Here is a 17,713-nt window from a genome sequence, read left to right on the forward strand (position 1 = left end):
AACGATATCGCGATCCTTGAATTAGAAAACTCATTACCAATACAAGCAGTCACCCGACCTGATGCTGGTGCACTTAATCGGCTACACGCTGGCACGGTTTTAGAGATCATTGGCTTTGGTACAACCAGTTATAACCGAGTGGGGAATAAATCGAGTAATCCTTCCAACATCTTGCGTAAAGCAGAGGTATCGTTAATGGATACTGCAACGTGTCAAGCTTTAGGTGGTAGCAACTACCCTCGTATAGGAGATGACGCTTTTTGTACGACCAGTTACCCGCAAGATACCTGCCACGGTGATAGCGGTGGCCCCGTTTTTATCAAGGACGGCGGTAATTTTATTCAATATGGTGTCGTTAGTTGGGGGCGTGGTTGCGGCTTACAAGACGCGGCTGGCGTTTATGCCAAAGTCGACCATTTTAATGATTGGCTGACTAAAAGAACGTCCAATGTTTCTTTCCGACAAACTCAACTCAAAGACGAGATTAAGTATGGAACTCATACTCATCGCTTTCATTTTGTAAACGGCTCTAATGAGACTATTACCGCAAACAACGTCACACTATCTCCAGCTTATGCAAATATCACGGACCAAAACTGTTCACAAGGCTTGGTTCCGCGTAGCGAATGTTATGTTGATGTTTCTTATACCATTGATTGAATGACACCAGCTGATGTGCGCTTAGAGATTGACACTAACAGCCCACTAAATTTAGGAGTCGTGACCTCATCATTAAAGTTCAAAACAATTTTTCAGCCAGCCTCGCAAGCCTTGAGCAGCTTAATCGCTGTACCTAACGCTGGTATTAACGTCAGTACAAATCCCTGGATAGAAGAAGGTGGTTGGTTACGCTCAGCACCGATGGCCGATGCGGAACAATCCGTACTGCAGTTGGAAAATGTTCCACAAGGAAAATTACATTTTGATTTCCAAGTATCATCAGCAAGCAGAGACTTATTCATTGCTAAGGTTAATGGTGTTGAATATATTATGGAATCTGGAGAAGAGAGTGGCCGTAAAACACTCTACCTCAACGAAGACTTTAACAACATACGCTTTGAATACATAAAAAAATCCAATGAGGTAAGTGGTACCGATGCGGCTTATATCAAAAATTTGAAATATGAAAAGCCTTACTCCTCTACCTTACCCCCACTACCCCCACTTTCAGGAGATTCAGGCGGCGGTAGTACTGGTGGCATGACTTTATTGTCAATGTTGGCAGCCTTATTGATTCGACGTCGTTACATGAGCCACTAACTCTTGTCTAAAGGTCAACCCGTTTTATTACTGGTTGACCTTTTTACTATTGGTGCATCCTTTTTATCACATATCACTTAATATCTCTCCGACACACTTACCACTCACTTGATTAATAATTTTCTTTATAAAGAGAACGCAAAGCCAATGTTCCGCTAGATACTACCAGTGCAAGTCGTTATAATGCGCGGCTCATTAATCAGAGGTCAAAATATGCACAGCAACATCACTCCTATTCATCAATATAAAAAATACTGGGCAGAGTGCTTTGGAACCGCACCTTTCCTGCCAACCAGTAAAAAGGAGATGGATGCCCTAGGATGGGACAGCTGTGACATCGTGATCGTCACGGGTGACGCTTATGTGGATCACCCCAGTTTTGGTATGGCGATCATTGGCCGTTTACTCGAAGCGCAAGGCTTTCGCGTTGGGATCATTGCCCAGCCGCAATGGCAAAATAAAGACGCTTTCATGGCGCTGGGAAAGCCCAACCTATTTTTTGGCATCACGGCCGGAAATATGGATTCGATGATCAACCGCTACACCTCTGACAAAAAATTACGTCATGATGATGCGTACACACCCAATAATGAAGGCGGCAAACGTCCAGATCGCGCCACACTTGTCTATTCGCAGCGTTGTCGTGAGGCCTATAAAGATGTGCCACTGGTTCTCGGTGGTATTGAAGCCAGTTTGCGCCGCGTTGCCCATTATGACTATTGGTCAGACAAAGTGCGTCGTTCTGTGCTATTTGATGCCAAAGCCGACATACTGCTATTTGGTAACGCAGAGCGCGCATTGGTTGAAGTAGCGCACCGCTTAGCCAATGGCGATAACATCGCTGATATGACTAATATTCGCGGCACGGCCGTGAACCTGGCCGCTGAGCCTGAGCATTACACCATCATTGACTCATCACGTATTGAGAAACCGGGTAAAGCGTTTGTTCCGGTGAACCCTTACGCGGTGGAAACGCAGTGTGAAACCAATCAAGAAAAAGAAGCCGAAGCAAAGCCAATCACCATTCGTCCTTCTCGCCATGATGCCGCTACAACAGCGGTTCGTTTGCCTGCTTTTGAAAAGCTCAATAATGACCGGATTTTATACGCGCATGCAAGCCGTGTACTGCATTTAGAAACCAACCCCTATTCCGGCCGGGCGCTGATCCAGCGCCATGGAGACCGTGAGTTGTGGGTCAACCAAGCCCCGATCCCACTCACCACAGAAGAGATGGATTACGTGTTTGGCCTGAGCTACGCACGCGTGCCTCACCCTATGTATGGCAAAAGTAAAATTCCTGCTTACGACATGATCAAAACCTCGGTTAATATCATGCGCGGCTGTTTTGGTGGTTGTTCATTCTGCTCGATTACCGAACATGAAGGGCGCATTATCCAAAACCGTTCAAAAGAGTCGATTTTGAATGAGATGGAAGAGATCCGCGATAAAGTTCCCGGCTTTACTGGAACCATTTCGGATTTGGGCGGGCCAACGGCGAACATGTACCGTTTAGGTTGTAGTGATCCTAAAGCTGAGATGAACTGCCGCCGCCCATCGTGTGTTTTCCCCGGAATTTGCCATAAGCTCAATACCGACCACAAACATACGATTGATCTCTATCGTGAAGCGCGCAAAGTCAAAGGCATTAAAAAAGTGATGATCGCCTCTGGTGTGCGTTATGACTTGGCGATTGAATCTCCTGAATATGTACGTGAATTGGTCACGCATCACGTAGGAGGCTATCTCAAGATCGCCCCAGAACATACCGAGAAGAATCCGCTTGATCTGATGATGAAACCGGGTATGGGCACCTATAATCGCTTCAAAGAGATGTTTGAGAAGTACAGCGCTGAAGCAGGTAAGAAACAGTACCTCATCCCCTATTTTATTTCCGCGCATCCCGGTACGGAAGATGAAGATATGCTCAATTTGGCACTGTGGCTAAAAGCAAACAATTTTGAGTGTGATCAGGTGCAGAACTTCTATCCATCGCCAATGTGTAATGCAACCGCGATGTATTACTCAGAGACTAACCCGCTCAAACGGGTGAAATACAAAAAACGTGAAGAAGTGACTGTCGCAAAGGGAGAGCGTCAACGAAGGCTGCACAAAGCGCTGTTACGCTACCATGACCCATTAAACTGGCCGATTATCCGTGAAGCCTTGATCAACATGGGTAAAAAGCATTTGATTGGTGATAAACCTAACTGCTTAGTGCCTGCGAATGATGTGGATGCACTCACGCCTGCGCAGCGTCGTAAATCTGGCCGCCACGGAGCGAACCGTTTTGCGACCAAACACACCAAAACTCAGCCGGGTTTTGATGCTCTTAACCCGCATAAAGAGAACGCTACTTCACCAAGCAAATCGCCAAACAAACCACGCGCTAACAGCGCGGCAGACAACGGTAAGAAAAACCAAGGCGGCACATCTAAACCTGCACACTCTCGCCCAACAAGTAAAGGCAAACCGTTTGCTCAAGCCTCTAAACCAAGAGCGCCACGCGCAGAACAGAGATAACATTACATTCATAAGCTAAAACAATAAGGCTCCGTAAGGAGCCTTATTGTTTTTCAAAGAACAGCGTTAGTTTACCGACCTCGATACCAAATTTTTTAATTTTAGTCAGGTTAAACACCCGCTTTTCATCTTGCCGGTAAAGCCAGTCGTCAAAGGTAACGGTTAGCGTAGAATCACCATAAGGTAAGGAAAAATCATATTGCCAACGCAAAGCGTTACCCACTTCTTCACCTTGGGCTTGGCCTAATACATCATCCGCTTGGCCGATATATTTTCCATCGGCAAAGCGTTCAATCACCCATACCCTTTGACTCTTTTCACCATCATCAAAGTTGAAATCTTCGACCAAAGTGAGTTTGTTTCCCTCAACTTTTCCGTCGATGACAACCTCGAAACGACGCGTTTGCATCCCGGTATAATCTTGCACCATACCCCATGCTAACGTTCGACCAGAGAAGTACTCAAATAGATCAAACTTAGGTTGCGTGGATTGGTATTGAGTGAGATCAGCGCTGCACCCCACTAACCAAAGTAGAAGTAACAGATAACTGCGTCTGGCTATCGCTTTCATGGTTGCATTCCTATCAATTGTTTGCGTAAGTGTGGGTATTGCGTCTGTGGCGACAGCCATATCGCGAGAAAGGCTTCATTTAACGCTTCGTCGACTACTGTACCAACCTGCGCTTGAACACCGTTCTTAGGATGAAAAATAAAAGCGCCCTGCTGTCCATCGGAGGTGTAAATCAAGCGGTCACCCTCAGTAACGCTGGGGAAAATGGACGATAGATGCACCAGCCACGGCGCAACTTGTTGCTCGGTTAATTTGAGTTTTTGCCACTTCTCTGCGGTCGATTCCACCAGCTGTTTACTACTGATGTCACGCTGATATTCAATTTCCAGTGCTAAGGGATGAGGTGATAAATCACTTCCTTGCTCGTACTGCCCTGAAGGAGTACGCAGCTGCGAGGAATAAATATCTAGCCATAACCAGCTTAAATTCGCTTGGCCAATCACTGGCCAAGTTTGCCACTCGGTCAGTTTGTCTTCTACCATTGAGGCAAAAGCGCTATTTGCAAAGCTGTAAAGAACAATCACTACCAGTAAATGCCGTATTTTTAGCCTATTTCTCTTTGCCAACATCATCGCTAAATACCCTAAGTATCAATGCACCGATCATCACCCACTGCAGCCACAAGATGGCCATAGTCAAGCCCAATGGCCAACCAAAATGTACAGCGCCTAAACGTTCTGCCGCCCAATAACTTAAACTGCCTAACACGCCGACCATCAAACAAATGAGTTTGGATGGATAACGTTTTAGCAGTACCACTAAATAGGAGGCATACCAAGAAAAAGCGCCCCATAACACCATTAACCAAATGGGAAAATCATTGGTCGCAAAACGGAATAGTCCGAAATACTGGTTAAGGGCATCGATAATAATACCCACCATGGTTAACGCGATCACTCTTTCCAAAGGATAGGAAAAGTGCCGTAAGGAGAACATAAATGCGGCTAATACCATGCCCAATGCCACCCACTGCAAATGTTCTGTCCCCAACACAGCCACAAACCAGGTCGCTTGAAACCAAAGAGAGACAGCAAACAGCATTTTCATTACATCGGCCTTTGCAAGGTCATATGTACGGTACTGATGGATTTTGCTAAAAAACCACCCTCGCAGTAGCAGAAATAGTAACGCCACATACGCGTGAATCGCTCATCATACCCGAGTTGTGAAACTTGATGTTTTGCGACCTCAAAACGGTGACGCCAATGGGCAAGGGTATGCGCATAGTCAGGACCAAGATCAAACAGGTTGCGAACCACTAAATCGCTGTGCTGTGTCGCCGCCGTGGTCAATGCGGTAATTGAGGGTAAAAAACCACCGGGGAAAATGTATTTTTGAATGAAATCGACACTATTGCTGTAATAGTCATAACGTTGATCAGCGATGGTAATGGCTTGAATCGCCATCAAACCGTTGGGTTTTAGTAGTGACTGGCACTTTTCAATATAAGAGGAAAGGTACTCTTTACCGACCGCTTCGATCATCTCTATCGAAACTAATTTATCGTACTGACCTTGTAGCAGGCGGTAATCTTGCTTGAGCAAGGTGATTTGACTCTCCAGCCCCTGCCGCTCTATTTGCTGCGCGGTGTAGTAATGCTGCTCTTCAGAAATAGTCGTCGTCGTGACCTGACAACCGTAAGTTTTGGCCATGTAAATCGCCATCGCGCCCCAACCGGTGCCAATCTCAATAACGTGGTCGCTTGCTTTGAGTTGCAACTGCTGGCACAAACGTTCCATTTTATTGATTTGCGCCTGCTCTAAGGTTTCATCCGGATGCAGAAACAACGCGCTGGAATAGAGCATATTGCTGTCTAAAAAGGTGTGGTAGAGATCATTGCCTAGATCGTAGTGGGCATGAATATTCTCTTTGGCTTTATCGATTGAATTTCGGTTGAGCCAGTGGCTGACTTTATAAAAAAGTTTGGTCGACACACTACTGCGAGCTTCAATGCCATCTAATGCACTGACATTACGAGCCATCAGTTCAATTAGGCTGGTCAAATTCGGGCTATCCCACCAACCATCCATGTAAGCTTCACCCGCTGCAATACTACCCCCTTTTAATAAACGAGCATAAAAATGAGGGTGATGTATTTCAATAGTTGCATGGGGTTGATGCTCTTTAAGTACGCCAAAAGTCTCCTGACTGGACGCGCCTTCATTGGAAAAGGTTTCAATGATGGTTAAAGTGCCGACGTCTAAACGCTGTAGACAGCGAAAAATGAAGCTTCTTGCACTCTTTTGCAACCCTGTCAGTTGCTTGGGCAACGCGAGAGTTTGTGAATTAAGCATTGAGCCTTCTCCTTGTTATTGTTATTTAGACACTGTCTCTGTGTAGATCTTGCGTATTTATGAATGTGGATTGGAGTAGAAAGGTGCTCCTTTAAGCCACAGCTTTAAAGCATGCCAGTAAATACCTATTGTCACTTTTACGGCCATCACGGGTGTTTTGATCAATAACTTGAGTAAATTTTTTGAATTAAATGGTTGTGCCTTCATCGATAAAGTCGCATCGAAAACTTTACCTTCTTTGTGACATTCCAAATGCACACTCAATGACGAACCAAGCGGCTTCAACTTCCAATGATATTGCTGATCAAGAGGATTGAATGGAGAAACATGAAACGCCTTTTGGTGACGCCACTGTTGCTGCTCTTCTCCCGCTTGTGCTTTTACCGCGTAGTAGTGCCGTTGATTCCAAGGTGTATTACTTACTTCCGCCAACAAGTATTGCCATTCACCTTGCTGATCATAAAGATAGTAGAAATTAACCGGGCTGAAATAGATTCCTAAATAACGAAGATGACATACCGCCATCACCTTTCCAGAGCAGCGGTCGCCCGTCAGCTCATGAACTTTATCTTGTATGCACTGTTTTAAATCCCCTTCACCAAGATAATCGGCTCGCTGAAAACGCGCCCAGTGCCACCATTTTTCGCCAAACCCCCAAACTGAATCACTCAGTTGCTCCAGTTCATCGAGATCAATACACGGCATAAACAATGGATAATTGAGCGCATGTTCAATCGGTGTAAAGCGTCGATGACGTACCATGCCAACCATCAAACAACTGTTGGGCTCAGTCTCCATCACGCCGCGCCTTTTAACTGCTGCGCTTGCGCTTCAAGTTGTGTCACAACATCCAGCGCACTGGTCACGCCATCTTCATGAAAACCATTGCGCCAATAAGCGCCACAGTACCAAGTGTTATTCACACCGTTGACTTCAGGCTTGCGTTGCTGAGCCGCGATAGATTGCGTGGTGAATACCGGGTGGTGATAAGTAAACTGTCGTAACACTTTCTCATCAGCAATGCGGTCACCGCTGTTGAGCGATACACAAAAAGTATGAGCGCCTTTAATATGCTGCAAGATATTCATATTGTAGGTCAGCGCTGGTAAACGCGACTCTTGATCTGGACTGCCATCAAGCCAATAATTCCAAGCAGCCCAAGCGGCTTTTCGCTTAGGCAGCAGTGATGTGTCGGTATGTAAAGTGACTTCATTGGCTTGATAGTGCATTACGCCGAGCACCTCTTGCTCAGCCTCTGTCGGTTGCTCTAACATACCTAATGCCTGATCGCTGTGACATGCAAAAATTACATAATCAAAGTGGTGTGATTGCCCATTAACAACGAGCTCGACACCTGCCGAGCCGCGTTTGACTTGTGTAACTGGGCTATCAAGATGAATCTTATCTTTAAAACCTTGCGTCAAGGGTTCGATGTACGCGCGCGATCCGCCTTCAACCACATACCATTGTGGTCGGTTAGTGATCTCTAGCAGGCCATGGTTGAGGAAGAAACGCAAAAAGAAACTTAACGGAAAAACCCGCATATCAGCCAAGGAAGATGACCAGATAGCCGCTCCCATCGGTAAGATATAATTTTCACAAAAATAGTCAGAAAATTGGTGCTCAAGTAAGAAATCACCTAAGGTTTGCATTGATTGATGCACTTGTTCTGCTTGCTGTTTCGCTAGCCGATTGAAGCGAATGATTTCAAAAATAAAGCGGTAAAAGACGGGATTTAGCCAATTCAGTTTTTGTGCAAACAGTGTAGTTGCGGTATGTCCATTATATTCCAACCCATTCGCATCGTTACGCACACTGAAACTCATTTGAGTCGGAATGCCTTTCACGCCAATCTCATTCATCATGGCGATAAAATTTGGGTAGGTCCGGTCGTTGTATACGATAAAACCAGTATCAACCGCGTGATTTTGGCCATCAAGCTCAATGTCCACCGTGGCAGTATGCCCACCGATGTAATGATTGGCTTCAAACACGGTGACATCATGGTGTTTATGCAAATAATAGCCGCATGTTAAACCGGAAATACCGCTACCAATAATGGCGATTTTCATACTCAATTCCTTTAATTACAAAACAGCTCGTTATTTAAGTAATGCCGCAACTAATTTGCCTTGCCATGCATAGGGCAAGCTGCCAATCAAACGTAACAGGCTCGTAAAACGGGCCGGAAAATAGAGGGTGGTTTTGCCTTTTTCCAACCCACGGCGAATCGCCTGTGATGCATAATCGGCACTGACCATCATTGGCATCGCAAAATTATTTTTATCAGTCAAAGGCGTAGCAACAAACCCCGGATAAATCATAGTCACTGCAACGCCTTGCGCTCGCCAATCTTGCATAAGTGAGCGTGCTAGGTAGCTAACCGCCGCTTTAGAAGCGCCGTAGGCTTCGGCTCTTGGCAGCGCTATTTCACTGGCGATGGAACCGACGATCGCCACACGCTGGTTAGCGACAAAGTGATGTTGTATCGCCTCAATGCAATGAGCTAAGCCCAACACATTGACGTCAAACACTCGCTTTAACCGAAGAGAGTCCATTTGGCCATGATCGATGTATTCACAATCGCCAGCGTTAAGAAGCCATAGTGCCGGAACAAAAGGCAGCTCAAATAACGCAGCTTTGGTCTCTTCTAACTGAGTAATATCAAATGCAATACCGTAGATCTGCGGATACTCTTGGTGCATTTGATTAAGCTTGTCTTGGTTACGCCCACAAGCAATCACTTGCCAACCCGTTTTTGCATAATCGACTGCTAACTGATAACCAATACCAGAAGTGGCTCCGGTGATGAGTACACTCTTCATTGCCCTAACCCTTGTTTAATCGAACGGATAACACTTCCCAGCAGCGGTATTTGTTCGTAGAGCATTTCTCCCAAGTCAAAATAATCACGGTGATAAATGACTTGGTTATCTTGAAACTTGAGATGGCTCATCCCTTGTACTTGTATAAGCTTTCCACGAGCTAACCGAGGATGCTGCAGAGACATAGTCCATGTGAGAAAGCCACAATCACCGACTTGTTGATGATCATGGATAGTAAAATCGCAACGCTGTACGTTTTGATATAAACGAGCAAAATAGTCTGATAGTGCTATCCAACCTTCAATACGATGTGCTGCATCTTCAAAAAGGACATTGTCGTGATAAACCTGACGTAATAAAGGTAAGTTCTCTTTGTTGAGTTTACGGTAAACCTCAGCAACCGATTCGACATCCATTGTACGTTTCCATAAGTTATACAAAAACTTCACATGTACAAAATAGTACAAGTCACTTAGTTATACAAAATATTTCTTGTATAACTTTATATCTTTTCGGTTCATACGTGGTTAAGAGAAATTAAGATCAAAAAAAGCAAATAAAGACCCAGATTTCAATAGTTACGGTGATCAAAAAGGCCAGCGTAATTCGCTGGCCTTCTCTTTTTTAGTTAGCTTAGATTAACTATTGCGCAAAGCGGCGATGCGTTTATCAAGCGGTGGATGACTCATCAATAATTCCGTCATTGAACGTTTACCGTTGATACCAAAAGCCATCATGGAACCTTCCAATTGAGATTCTTGCCCCATTTTTAAACGCTCTAACGCCGCAATCATCTTGTGTTTACCCACCAGCTTTGCTGCACCTGCGTCGGCGTGGAATTCGCGATGACGGCTATACCACATCGTAATAAAGCTTGCTAGGAAGCCAAATACCAATTCCAGCACCATAGAGATACCAAAGTAGACCATCATATTGCTGCCGCCACCCTCTTCTGAATCACGAGATGACACAATGTTTGCGATAAAGCGCGATAAGAAAATAACGAAGGTATTAACCACACCCTGCATTAAGGTCATCGTAACCATATCGCCATTGGCAATATGGCTCACTTCATGCGCCAATACCGCTTCCGCCTCGTCTCGTGTCATGCTGTGCAATAACCCTGTTGAAACAGCGACGAGGGAATCATCACGCTTAGCGCCAGTTGCAAAAGCGTTGATGTCCGGTGAATCATAAATTGCCACCGTTGGCATACCAATGCCGGCTTGCTGAGCTTGACGGTTCACAGTTTGCAGTAACCAGTGTTCTGTTTCGTTACGTGGACTTTCAATCACCATTCCACCAACCGAGCGCAGAGCCATACTCTTTGACATCAATAATGAAATAAATGAACCGCCAAAGCCAAACAACGCGGCCATGACTAGCAAGCCAGATAAACTGCCGGGCTGCATCCCCGTCACAGCATAAACAATATTTAATACAAGGCTAAGAACCAGAACCACCGCAAGGTTGGTTGCTAGAAATAACATGACTCGTTTCATTACTTATCTCCGAATGAAAATCTTATTATGAGTGTAGGCTGCGAGCGACGCTAGCATGAACCCACACAATTTTTCATATACATATAGTCTAAGATTTGAAAAACAAGGTTAAGCGATAAATTGAAACATTTGATGTCTGCAGCAGAGCGATATGTAAAATCTTTCGCGAAATAATCAGATTAGAGCTATTCGCTCATCAATCGCATAAGAACAGAGACACATAAGACTTTGGTCGTATTGAGGCACCCGTTTAAAACGACTACATTGCGTTAGAAATAGACATTCTCGAAAGACAAAGGACAACATCATGGCTGAAACGAGCAACTATCAAATGGCGATTGATTTACTGTGTTGCCACTTAGGTCTCTCTGAAGATGAAGCGAAACAGCAATTGGGAATTGGCAGTACACCTGCCGCACAGCAGCAAATATCTGACACGCAACAAGCTCTTATGGGGCTAATGCAAGAAAAATAGCCGTTAGCAAGACTGGTAACAGTTTATGCTAACTAAATTGAAACAGCGCCGCTCATGACATCATGGGTGGCGCTGTTTTGTTTGTGTTGCCTACAATAACCGTGATTAATCTCGCGGCGGCGCTGGCGATAATACTTCGCGATTGCCATTATGGCCGGGAGCACTCACGATACCTTGTGCTTCCAGCTGCTCTACAATTCTTGCAGCGCGGTTGTAACCGATTTTAAATCGGCGTTGTACACCTGAAACTGAACCTCGACGCGTTTCCACTACATGTTCAACCACTTGATCAAATAGCGGATCCACTTCTTCATCACTTTCCATCTTCTCACCGGGTAGCAAGGCTTCTGGTCCTTGGTCACCATAAGTGATCTCTTCTATGTAGTTCGGCTTACCACGTGCTTTCCAGTTGTTTACCACCGCATGCACATCTTCATCCGAGGCAAACGCACCGTGAACCCGGATCGTGTGGCTAGAACCCGGTGGTAGATAGAGCATATCGCCCATACCGAGCAGTGATTCTGCACCACTTTGGTCCAAAATAGTTCTTGAGTCGGTTTTAGTCGAAACGGTAAACGCAACGCGGGTCGGAATATTCGCTTTGATTAAACCGGTGATCACATCAACCGATGGGCGCTGAGTGGCCAAAATAAGGTGAATACCCGCAGCACGAGCCTTTTGTGCCAAACGCGCGATCAACTCTTCTACTTTTTTACCCACCACCATCATCAGATCAGCAAATTCATCAACAACCACGACAATGTAAGGCAGTTTTTCCAGCAGTGGCGGTTCACTCTCCATACTGTCCCCTTCTCTCCACAAAGGATCGTGGATGGGGTGACCAGCAGCAGCGGCCATTTTTAGCTTATCATTGAAGCCTTTGATGTTACGCACACCAAGCACAGACATTAATTTATAACGACGTTCCATTTCACCCACACACCAACGTAAAGCATTTGATGCGTCTTTCATGTCAGTCACGACTTCAGCTAACAGGTGAGGAATGCCCTCGTAGATCGATAGCTCTAACATTTTCGGGTCAATCATAATAAAACGAACGTCTTCTGGGCTCGCTTTATAAAGCATGCTGAGGATCATCACGTTGACCCCAACTGACTTACCTGAACCTGTTGTACCAGCCACCAACACGTGCGGCATTTTGGCTAAATCCGCGACCAGTGCTTCACCTGCAATGTCTTGCCCTAAAACGATGGTCGTCGGTGATTTTGCTTCTTGGAATTGACGACTTTTTATAACATCTGACAAATAGACGGTTTGACGACTCATGTTTGGCAGTTCAAGGCCAACATAAGGTTTGCCAGGGATCACTTCAACCACCCTCACCGCCATCGCCGACAAAGAACGCGCCAAATCCATCGATAGGCTAGAAATACGGCTCACTTTTACGCCTGGAGCTAAATCTAGTTCAAAACGAGTGATAACCGGCCCCGGAAAGATATCAACCACTTGCGCTTGGATTTTGTAATCCGCGAGTTTAGATTCAACCAAACGAGCAACCTCCTCTAATGCCTCTCGGTCAATAAAGTGTTCACGCTTTTCTGGGTGATACAGAAGCTCTAACGTCGGTAGTGGCTCCGTCGGTTTTGGCAGGTTAGTTTCTTTTTGCATTAAAAATGGGTTTTGCTTGGCCGCCATATTGGCCTGAGCCGAAGACACCATGTTCTGAAAAGCCGTCACATCACTGTCTTGCTGGCCTAACGGTGGCTCGTCATCTTCTGACATCACATCAAGATCAGCAGCCAACGCTTGATCTGATTCATCTTCATCCAGCACATCCAAGTTGGAAATAACGGGTTCAACACGCGACACATCAAGATCAACTTCTGTCATATTGAGCGAGGGAGCACTCACCTCTTCGTCCTCTACCCATGCATATTGCTGAGCCTCTTGACAGGCATCAAGGTCGGCATTGGCTAATGCTTGATGCTCATTAGCTCGCTCATCTACCCAGTTAGCCGATGAAAGTGCAAGGTCATCTTCTTCCAACGCAACAAATTCTAACTCTTCAATCGTTGCGCTAAGCTGCTTGCTGCGATCAAATGGCGTTTCATCCGAGTGAGTTTCACTACATGTAGACGAAGTGTCAGCCTGAGTTTTGACCTTTGGCATATGAATATTAAAACGTCTTGGCGAGTGAGTCTGTTCCTGTTCGACATCTACAGCTGGCGGATGCTCAGCATCAAACGCATCGAGAGTAGGTTTGACATACTCTTGATCTGACGACCTAGACTCAACAACAGCTAAGTCTGGGGATGATAATTCAAGCGGCAACAGTTCCATGGGCGACAAAACGGGCGCAATATCTTCATCTTTCTCACCTCGTAGGCGATTGATCAACGCAATGCCAAGAGAAATACTCATCGTCCCTAACCATTCCACGATGCTTAGCCAAGAGATACCTGTTAGCAGCGTAAAACCAGCGCCCCATAAAAAGAGCAATACTAAGGTTGAACCTAATAAATTAAGCGTTGGCAACGCCAAACTGGTTAAGACATCCCCAATCACACCACCAGATGAAAAATACCAAATATCATCAAAGTTAATATCCGCAAGGCCACAACTAGTCAAAATCAAGATAGTTAAGCCAAGTAAACGCGTTCCCCACAACACAAAATCAAGGGGTTCATTCGCGTCTCTTTTACGCAGAAAGACCCATGCTAATACGGTTATAATGAACGGAATTGGGTAGGCCAAAGATCCAAAAACAAAGAATAAGGTATCGGCAATCCAGGCTCCAATAATACCGCCTGCATTTTCAATATCGCCTCCCCACGCGGTTTGCGACCATGAAGGATCGGCGGGGCTAAATGTCAATAAAGCGATGGAAAGAAGCACAGAGGCAAGAACGGCGACAATAAGCCCACACTCTTTCAGGCGTTGCAATCCATTGAGGCGTGAAGACTGAGGCTCTTCACTGGTCTTAATAATGGTCTCAACTTTATTTTGGTTCTCTTTGAACATAAACCTAGATTCTGATTAACGCCAACACTCAAGGTTTATTGCGCTTGATGCGTTGGTTGGGGTGAAAACAGTTTGGGTGAAAACAGTCCGAGCGGCAAAAGCCGCTCGGTTTGTTGTGCGATTTAACCACATCAAGGTTAAAAACCCAATTGGCGAACGTCAGAATGTGGAAAGAAGTACCACTATTCAGACAATCTAGCATTATCGAGTTTTGATAACCAGTTGGTTACTTTGCTTCACTTCTTCCATCACAACATAAGTACGAGTGTCATTGACTCCAGGTAAACGCAATAGAGTGTCACCCAGCAATTTACGATACGCGCCCATGTCTGAGACTCGAGTTTTGAGAAGATAGTCAAAATCACCCGAGACAAGATGGCATTCTTGAATGTCATCCAGTTTTTGAACCGCGGTATTAAACTGCTCAAACACATCAGGTGCACCACGATTCAGTGTAATTTCCACAAATACCAACAGCGAAGCATCAAGATATTGTGGATTCAACAACGCGGTATAACCGGTAATGAAACCTTGACGCTCTAAACGACGTACACGCTCTAAACAGGGGGTTGGAGATAAACCCACTCGTTTTGATAATTCTACATTCGAAATACGACCATCTTTCTGCAATTCATTCAAAATATTGCGATCGATACGGTCTAAATCCTTGGACGGCCTTTTATAGTTGTCTGCCATTTTTTATTCCACCTTATTACTTCCTTGCAAAAATATATACTACAACCTTTTAATATTCAGCATCAAATTTTACACATTCACATCTATACTAGTCACAAATTCGAAACAACAACCCTACATATAGTTATAACAACCAAAAAAACCTAAGGAGTCAGGATGATCATTGGAGTTCCTAAAGAAATCAAAAACCACGAATATCGTGTGGGCATGATTCCCGCAAGCGTGCGCGAACTTGTCTCACACGGTCACCAAGTTTATGTTGAAACAAATGCCGGTTCCGGCATCGGCTTTTCAGACGATGATTACATCGCTGTAGGCGCATCCATTCTTCCTACTGCTTCTGACATTTTTGCGAAAGCAGAAATGATTGTTAAGGTCAAAGAACCTCAGGCTGCTGAACGAGCAATGCTCCGCGAAGGCCAAATTTTATTTACCTATTTACATCTAGCTCCAGATTTTCCACAAACTGAGGAGCTAATCAAGAGCAAAGCTGTCTGTATAGCCTACGAGACTGTAACAGATAATATGGGTCGCTTGCCACTATTAGCACCAATGTCTGAAGTCGCTGGTCGAATGTCTATTCAATCAGGTGCGCAGTGTTTAGAAAAATCACACGCAGGCTGCGGTTTATTACTAGGTGGTGTACCTGGAGTCGCACCAGCGAAAGTGGTGGTGATTGGTGGTGGTGTAGTCGGTGCCAACGCAGCCAGAATTGCCGTCGGAATGCGTGCTGATGTGACAATTCTCGACCGAAGTGTTGATATGCTGCGTAAACTCGATGAAGAATTCCAAGGCCAGGCTAAAGTGGTATATTCAACAAAGGATGCAATTGAAAAATACGTCCTCGAAGCCGATTTAGTAATAGGCGCAGTACTGATCCCCGGAGCAGCAGCTCCTAAACTCGTTACTAAAGATCTGATTTCTAGAATGAAACCTGGCTCTGCGGTCGTTGATGTGGCAATTGACCAAGGCGGCTGCTTTGAGACCTCACATGCTACCACTCATGATGACCCGACCTATATCGTTGATGACGTCGTTCATTACTGCGTCGCAAACATGCCAGGCGCTGTGGCTCGCACATCAACTTTCGCCTTGAATAACGCAACGTTGCCTTACATTGTTAAACTGGCCAATAAAGGTTATCAACGTGCATTATTAGAGGATAAAGGATTCCTAGAAGGTTTAAACGTGATACACGGTAAAGTCACCTGCAAAGAGGTCGCCGAGAGTTTCAACCTTGAATATCTTGAGCCATCTGAAGCTATCGCTCTGTTTAACTAACGATAACAATTTGCGGTAAGGCTCTCAATTCTTAGCCAAGTGCGTCATGCGCTTGGCTGTCATTTTTTATAAGCGTGAACCAATATATTGCGTGGCGTTACTTTTCTAGCGCAAAACTGTTCAACCTGCACCTCATAACCTTGCTCTTGAAGATAAAGTGCCTTATCCAACACCAACCAAAGTTCAATTATGCGGCGAAATGCCTGCTGCACTAGCCCTATCCTTTCCATCTGCCAAAAACGCTGCTCACCTTTATGTTCATAAGCAGGCCAATCAACTTCTGGTAATGCAATGCTTTTTTGTGCTGCCGCCCAATGACAAAAAGCTAAAAACCCTTCGGCTAGTTGTGATTTTTTGAGACTCGGAATTGGGCAATATTGATGGTGCCCAAGTTCAGATCTTAGCAATAAATCAAAGCCCAAACGAAACGTCATTTCTTGCAAACGATGACGGCGAACCCGCTCTCCCCCCGTAACGGTTTCTTGCAGCGGAATACGCAGCTCTTGTTTGGATAAGGAAAGAGAAGAAGTACGACCGTAGCTGGATATGGGTTGGTAGCTATCGGCTTTGATTAAATGGTAGCAACATGGTGAAAACGTAATCGCAGGCAAGCGATGAGCAACGGAATATTCGAGTAGGCGAACATGGAGATCTCCACAGGCATGTAAAGCGACGGCATGCTGATTGGTATTGAAAACGCCAAACGCCTGCGGCTCAAAAGCGTCCCCTTGAATAAATTGCATCGGAAGATCATGTTCATCGGCGCAAGCTTGCCCTGCATGACAGAGCTGCGACTGATATTCAAAACTAGTGACTTTTTGTTTTGACTGGGCTGCGATAATTCGACCTAAAAAACCTTTACCCGCACACCACTCTAGCCATTCCGTTCCAGAATGCCTACAGAGGAGTGATTCGCTCATTAAACGAATTTGTTCTAGCTTTCTGCCAGGGATCCCCTGCACTAAGTAAGGGCTGAGTGCTTGCTGAGTAGTACGAGGGGCATCTTGAAGCCTAATCATGATATCGGCTTCTTTTAACCCCTCGACATACGGATAAAGTTGCTCAATGAGCGTTTGCGGCGATGACTTTAAGCTATCGATACTGTCCAAAGATAGCGTTTGCAACCACTGATCCAGCCTATGATCTGAATGTTTCCAAGGTGAACTTTCTAAGCCACTATGATGAAAGGGATCAAATCGCCAAAAACGTTGGTTTTCAATTAAAAAAGCATCGATATGTTTGAAAAGCGCGCGCATACATCCCCCCTAGAAAGACCAATTCTAGGAGGTGATGGTTTAATTAGAAAG

The 17,713-nt window shown here is 45.2% G+C and carries 17 protein-coding genes; 5 read left to right on the plus strand and 12 right to left on the minus strand.

Going from position 1 to position 17,713, the window contains the following annotated elements:
* The 3 genes from VOR_RS18985 to VOR_RS0101345 form a co-directional block, all read left to right on the plus strand.
* Window positions 1-660, plus strand: a 660-nt coding sequence (locus VOR_RS18985; protein ID WP_286118361.1) for a S1 family peptidase, incomplete at its 5' end; no start/stop codon positions are given.
* Complete coding sequence (locus VOR_RS18990) at window positions 661-1,260, plus strand: hypothetical protein (protein WP_286118362.1); 600 nt, start codon at window positions 661-663, stop codon at window positions 1,258-1,260.
* A 213-nt stretch (window positions 1,261-1,473) separates the two neighbouring features.
* A complete protein-coding gene (locus VOR_RS0101345; RefSeq protein WP_010317416.1) occupies window positions 1,474-3,780 on the plus strand; it encodes a YgiQ family radical SAM protein in 2,307 nt (768 codons plus the stop codon).
* A 43-nt stretch (window positions 3,781-3,823) separates the two neighbouring features.
* On the opposite strand, the gene VOR_RS0101350 is transcribed toward VOR_RS0101345, so the two are convergent.
* The 9 genes from VOR_RS0101350 to htpX all read right to left on the minus strand — a co-directional run bounded on the left by VOR_RS0101350 (window position 3,824) and on the right by htpX (window position 10,972).
* Window positions 3,824-4,351, minus strand: coding sequence for a DUF3833 domain-containing protein (locus tag VOR_RS0101350; RefSeq protein ID WP_010317418.1), 528 nt, complete (start codon window positions 4,349-4,351; stop codon window positions 3,824-3,826).
* Complete coding sequence (locus VOR_RS0101355) at window positions 4,348-4,923, minus strand: chalcone isomerase family protein (protein ID WP_010317420.1); 576 nt, start codon at window positions 4,921-4,923, stop codon at window positions 4,348-4,350. Before VOR_RS0101355 ends, VOR_RS0101350 begins: the two co-directional genes overlap by 4 nt.
* Entirely contained in the window at window positions 4,901-5,398 is a 498-nt protein-coding gene (locus tag VOR_RS0101360) for a DUF2878 domain-containing protein (RefSeq protein ID WP_010317422.1), read from the minus strand. Before VOR_RS0101360 ends, VOR_RS0101355 begins: the two co-directional genes overlap by 23 nt.
* Entirely contained in the window at window positions 5,398-6,645 is a 1,248-nt protein-coding gene (locus VOR_RS0101365; RefSeq protein ID WP_010317424.1) for an SAM-dependent methyltransferase, read from the minus strand. Before VOR_RS0101365 ends, VOR_RS0101360 begins: the two co-directional genes overlap by 1 nt.
* A gap of 57 nt (window positions 6,646-6,702) precedes the next feature.
* The gene (locus tag VOR_RS0101370; protein WP_010317426.1) at window positions 6,703-7,443 is read right to left on the minus strand and encodes a DUF1365 domain-containing protein; all 741 of its coding nucleotides are present in this window, start codon (window positions 7,441-7,443) and stop codon (window positions 6,703-6,705) included.
* Window positions 7,443-8,717: an NAD(P)/FAD-dependent oxidoreductase gene (locus VOR_RS0101375; RefSeq protein ID WP_010317429.1), complete on the minus strand. Its 1,275-nt coding sequence runs from the start codon at window positions 8,715-8,717 to the stop codon at window positions 7,443-7,445. The genes VOR_RS0101370 and VOR_RS0101375 overlap by 1 nt, the downstream gene beginning before the upstream one ends.
* A 30-nt stretch (window positions 8,718-8,747) precedes the next feature.
* Window positions 8,748-9,470: an SDR family NAD(P)-dependent oxidoreductase gene (locus VOR_RS0101380; protein ID WP_010317431.1), complete on the minus strand. Its 723-nt coding sequence runs from the start codon at window positions 9,468-9,470 to the stop codon at window positions 8,748-8,750.
* The gene (locus VOR_RS0101385; protein WP_010317433.1) at window positions 9,467-9,886 is read right to left on the minus strand and encodes a nuclear transport factor 2 family protein; all 420 of its coding nucleotides are present in this window, start codon (window positions 9,884-9,886) and stop codon (window positions 9,467-9,469) included. Before VOR_RS0101385 ends, VOR_RS0101380 begins: the two co-directional genes overlap by 4 nt.
* Window positions 9,887-10,108: 222 nt before the next feature.
* The gene (gene htpX, locus VOR_RS0101390; RefSeq protein WP_010317435.1) at window positions 10,109-10,972 is read right to left on the minus strand and encodes a protease HtpX; all 864 of its coding nucleotides are present in this window, start codon (window positions 10,970-10,972) and stop codon (window positions 10,109-10,111) included.
* A 307-nt stretch (window positions 10,973-11,279) separates the two neighbouring features.
* Between htpX and VOR_RS18895 the strand changes: the two genes are divergently transcribed.
* Window positions 11,280-11,447: a hypothetical protein gene (locus VOR_RS18895; protein WP_010317436.1), complete on the plus strand. Its 168-nt coding sequence runs from the start codon at window positions 11,280-11,282 to the stop codon at window positions 11,445-11,447.
* A gap of 105 nt (window positions 11,448-11,552) precedes the next feature.
* Here the strand turns inward: VOR_RS18895 and VOR_RS0101400 are convergent, their stop codons facing one another.
* Window positions 11,553-14,429 (minus strand): DNA translocase FtsK, encoded by a 2,877-nt coding sequence (locus tag VOR_RS0101400; protein ID WP_010317438.1) that lies wholly within the window; start codon window positions 14,427-14,429, stop codon window positions 11,553-11,555.
* 201 nt (window positions 14,430-14,630) lie between these two features.
* Complete coding sequence (gene lrp, locus VOR_RS0101405; RefSeq protein ID WP_010317439.1) at window positions 14,631-15,125, minus strand: leucine-responsive transcriptional regulator Lrp; 495 nt, start codon at window positions 15,123-15,125, stop codon at window positions 14,631-14,633.
* A 156-nt stretch (window positions 15,126-15,281) separates the two neighbouring features.
* Here lrp and ald point away from each other — a divergent pair, with 156 nt between their 5' ends.
* The gene (ald, locus tag VOR_RS0101410) at window positions 15,282-16,406 is read left to right on the plus strand and encodes an alanine dehydrogenase (protein ID WP_010317442.1); all 1,125 of its coding nucleotides are present in this window, start codon (window positions 15,282-15,284) and stop codon (window positions 16,404-16,406) included.
* 59 nt (window positions 16,407-16,465) lie between these two features.
* Here ald and VOR_RS0101415 read toward each other — a convergent pair whose 3' ends face one another.
* On the minus strand, window positions 16,466-17,662 hold the full coding sequence (locus tag VOR_RS0101415) for a methyltransferase (protein WP_010317443.1): 1,197 nt from the start codon (window positions 17,660-17,662) through the stop codon (window positions 16,466-16,468).
* Between the last annotated feature and the right edge of the window lie 51 nt (window positions 17,663-17,713).

This window comes from Vibrio ordalii ATCC 33509, from assembly GCA_000257205.1.
Classification (GTDB): Bacteria; Pseudomonadota; Gammaproteobacteria; order Enterobacterales; family Vibrionaceae; genus Vibrio; species Vibrio ordalii.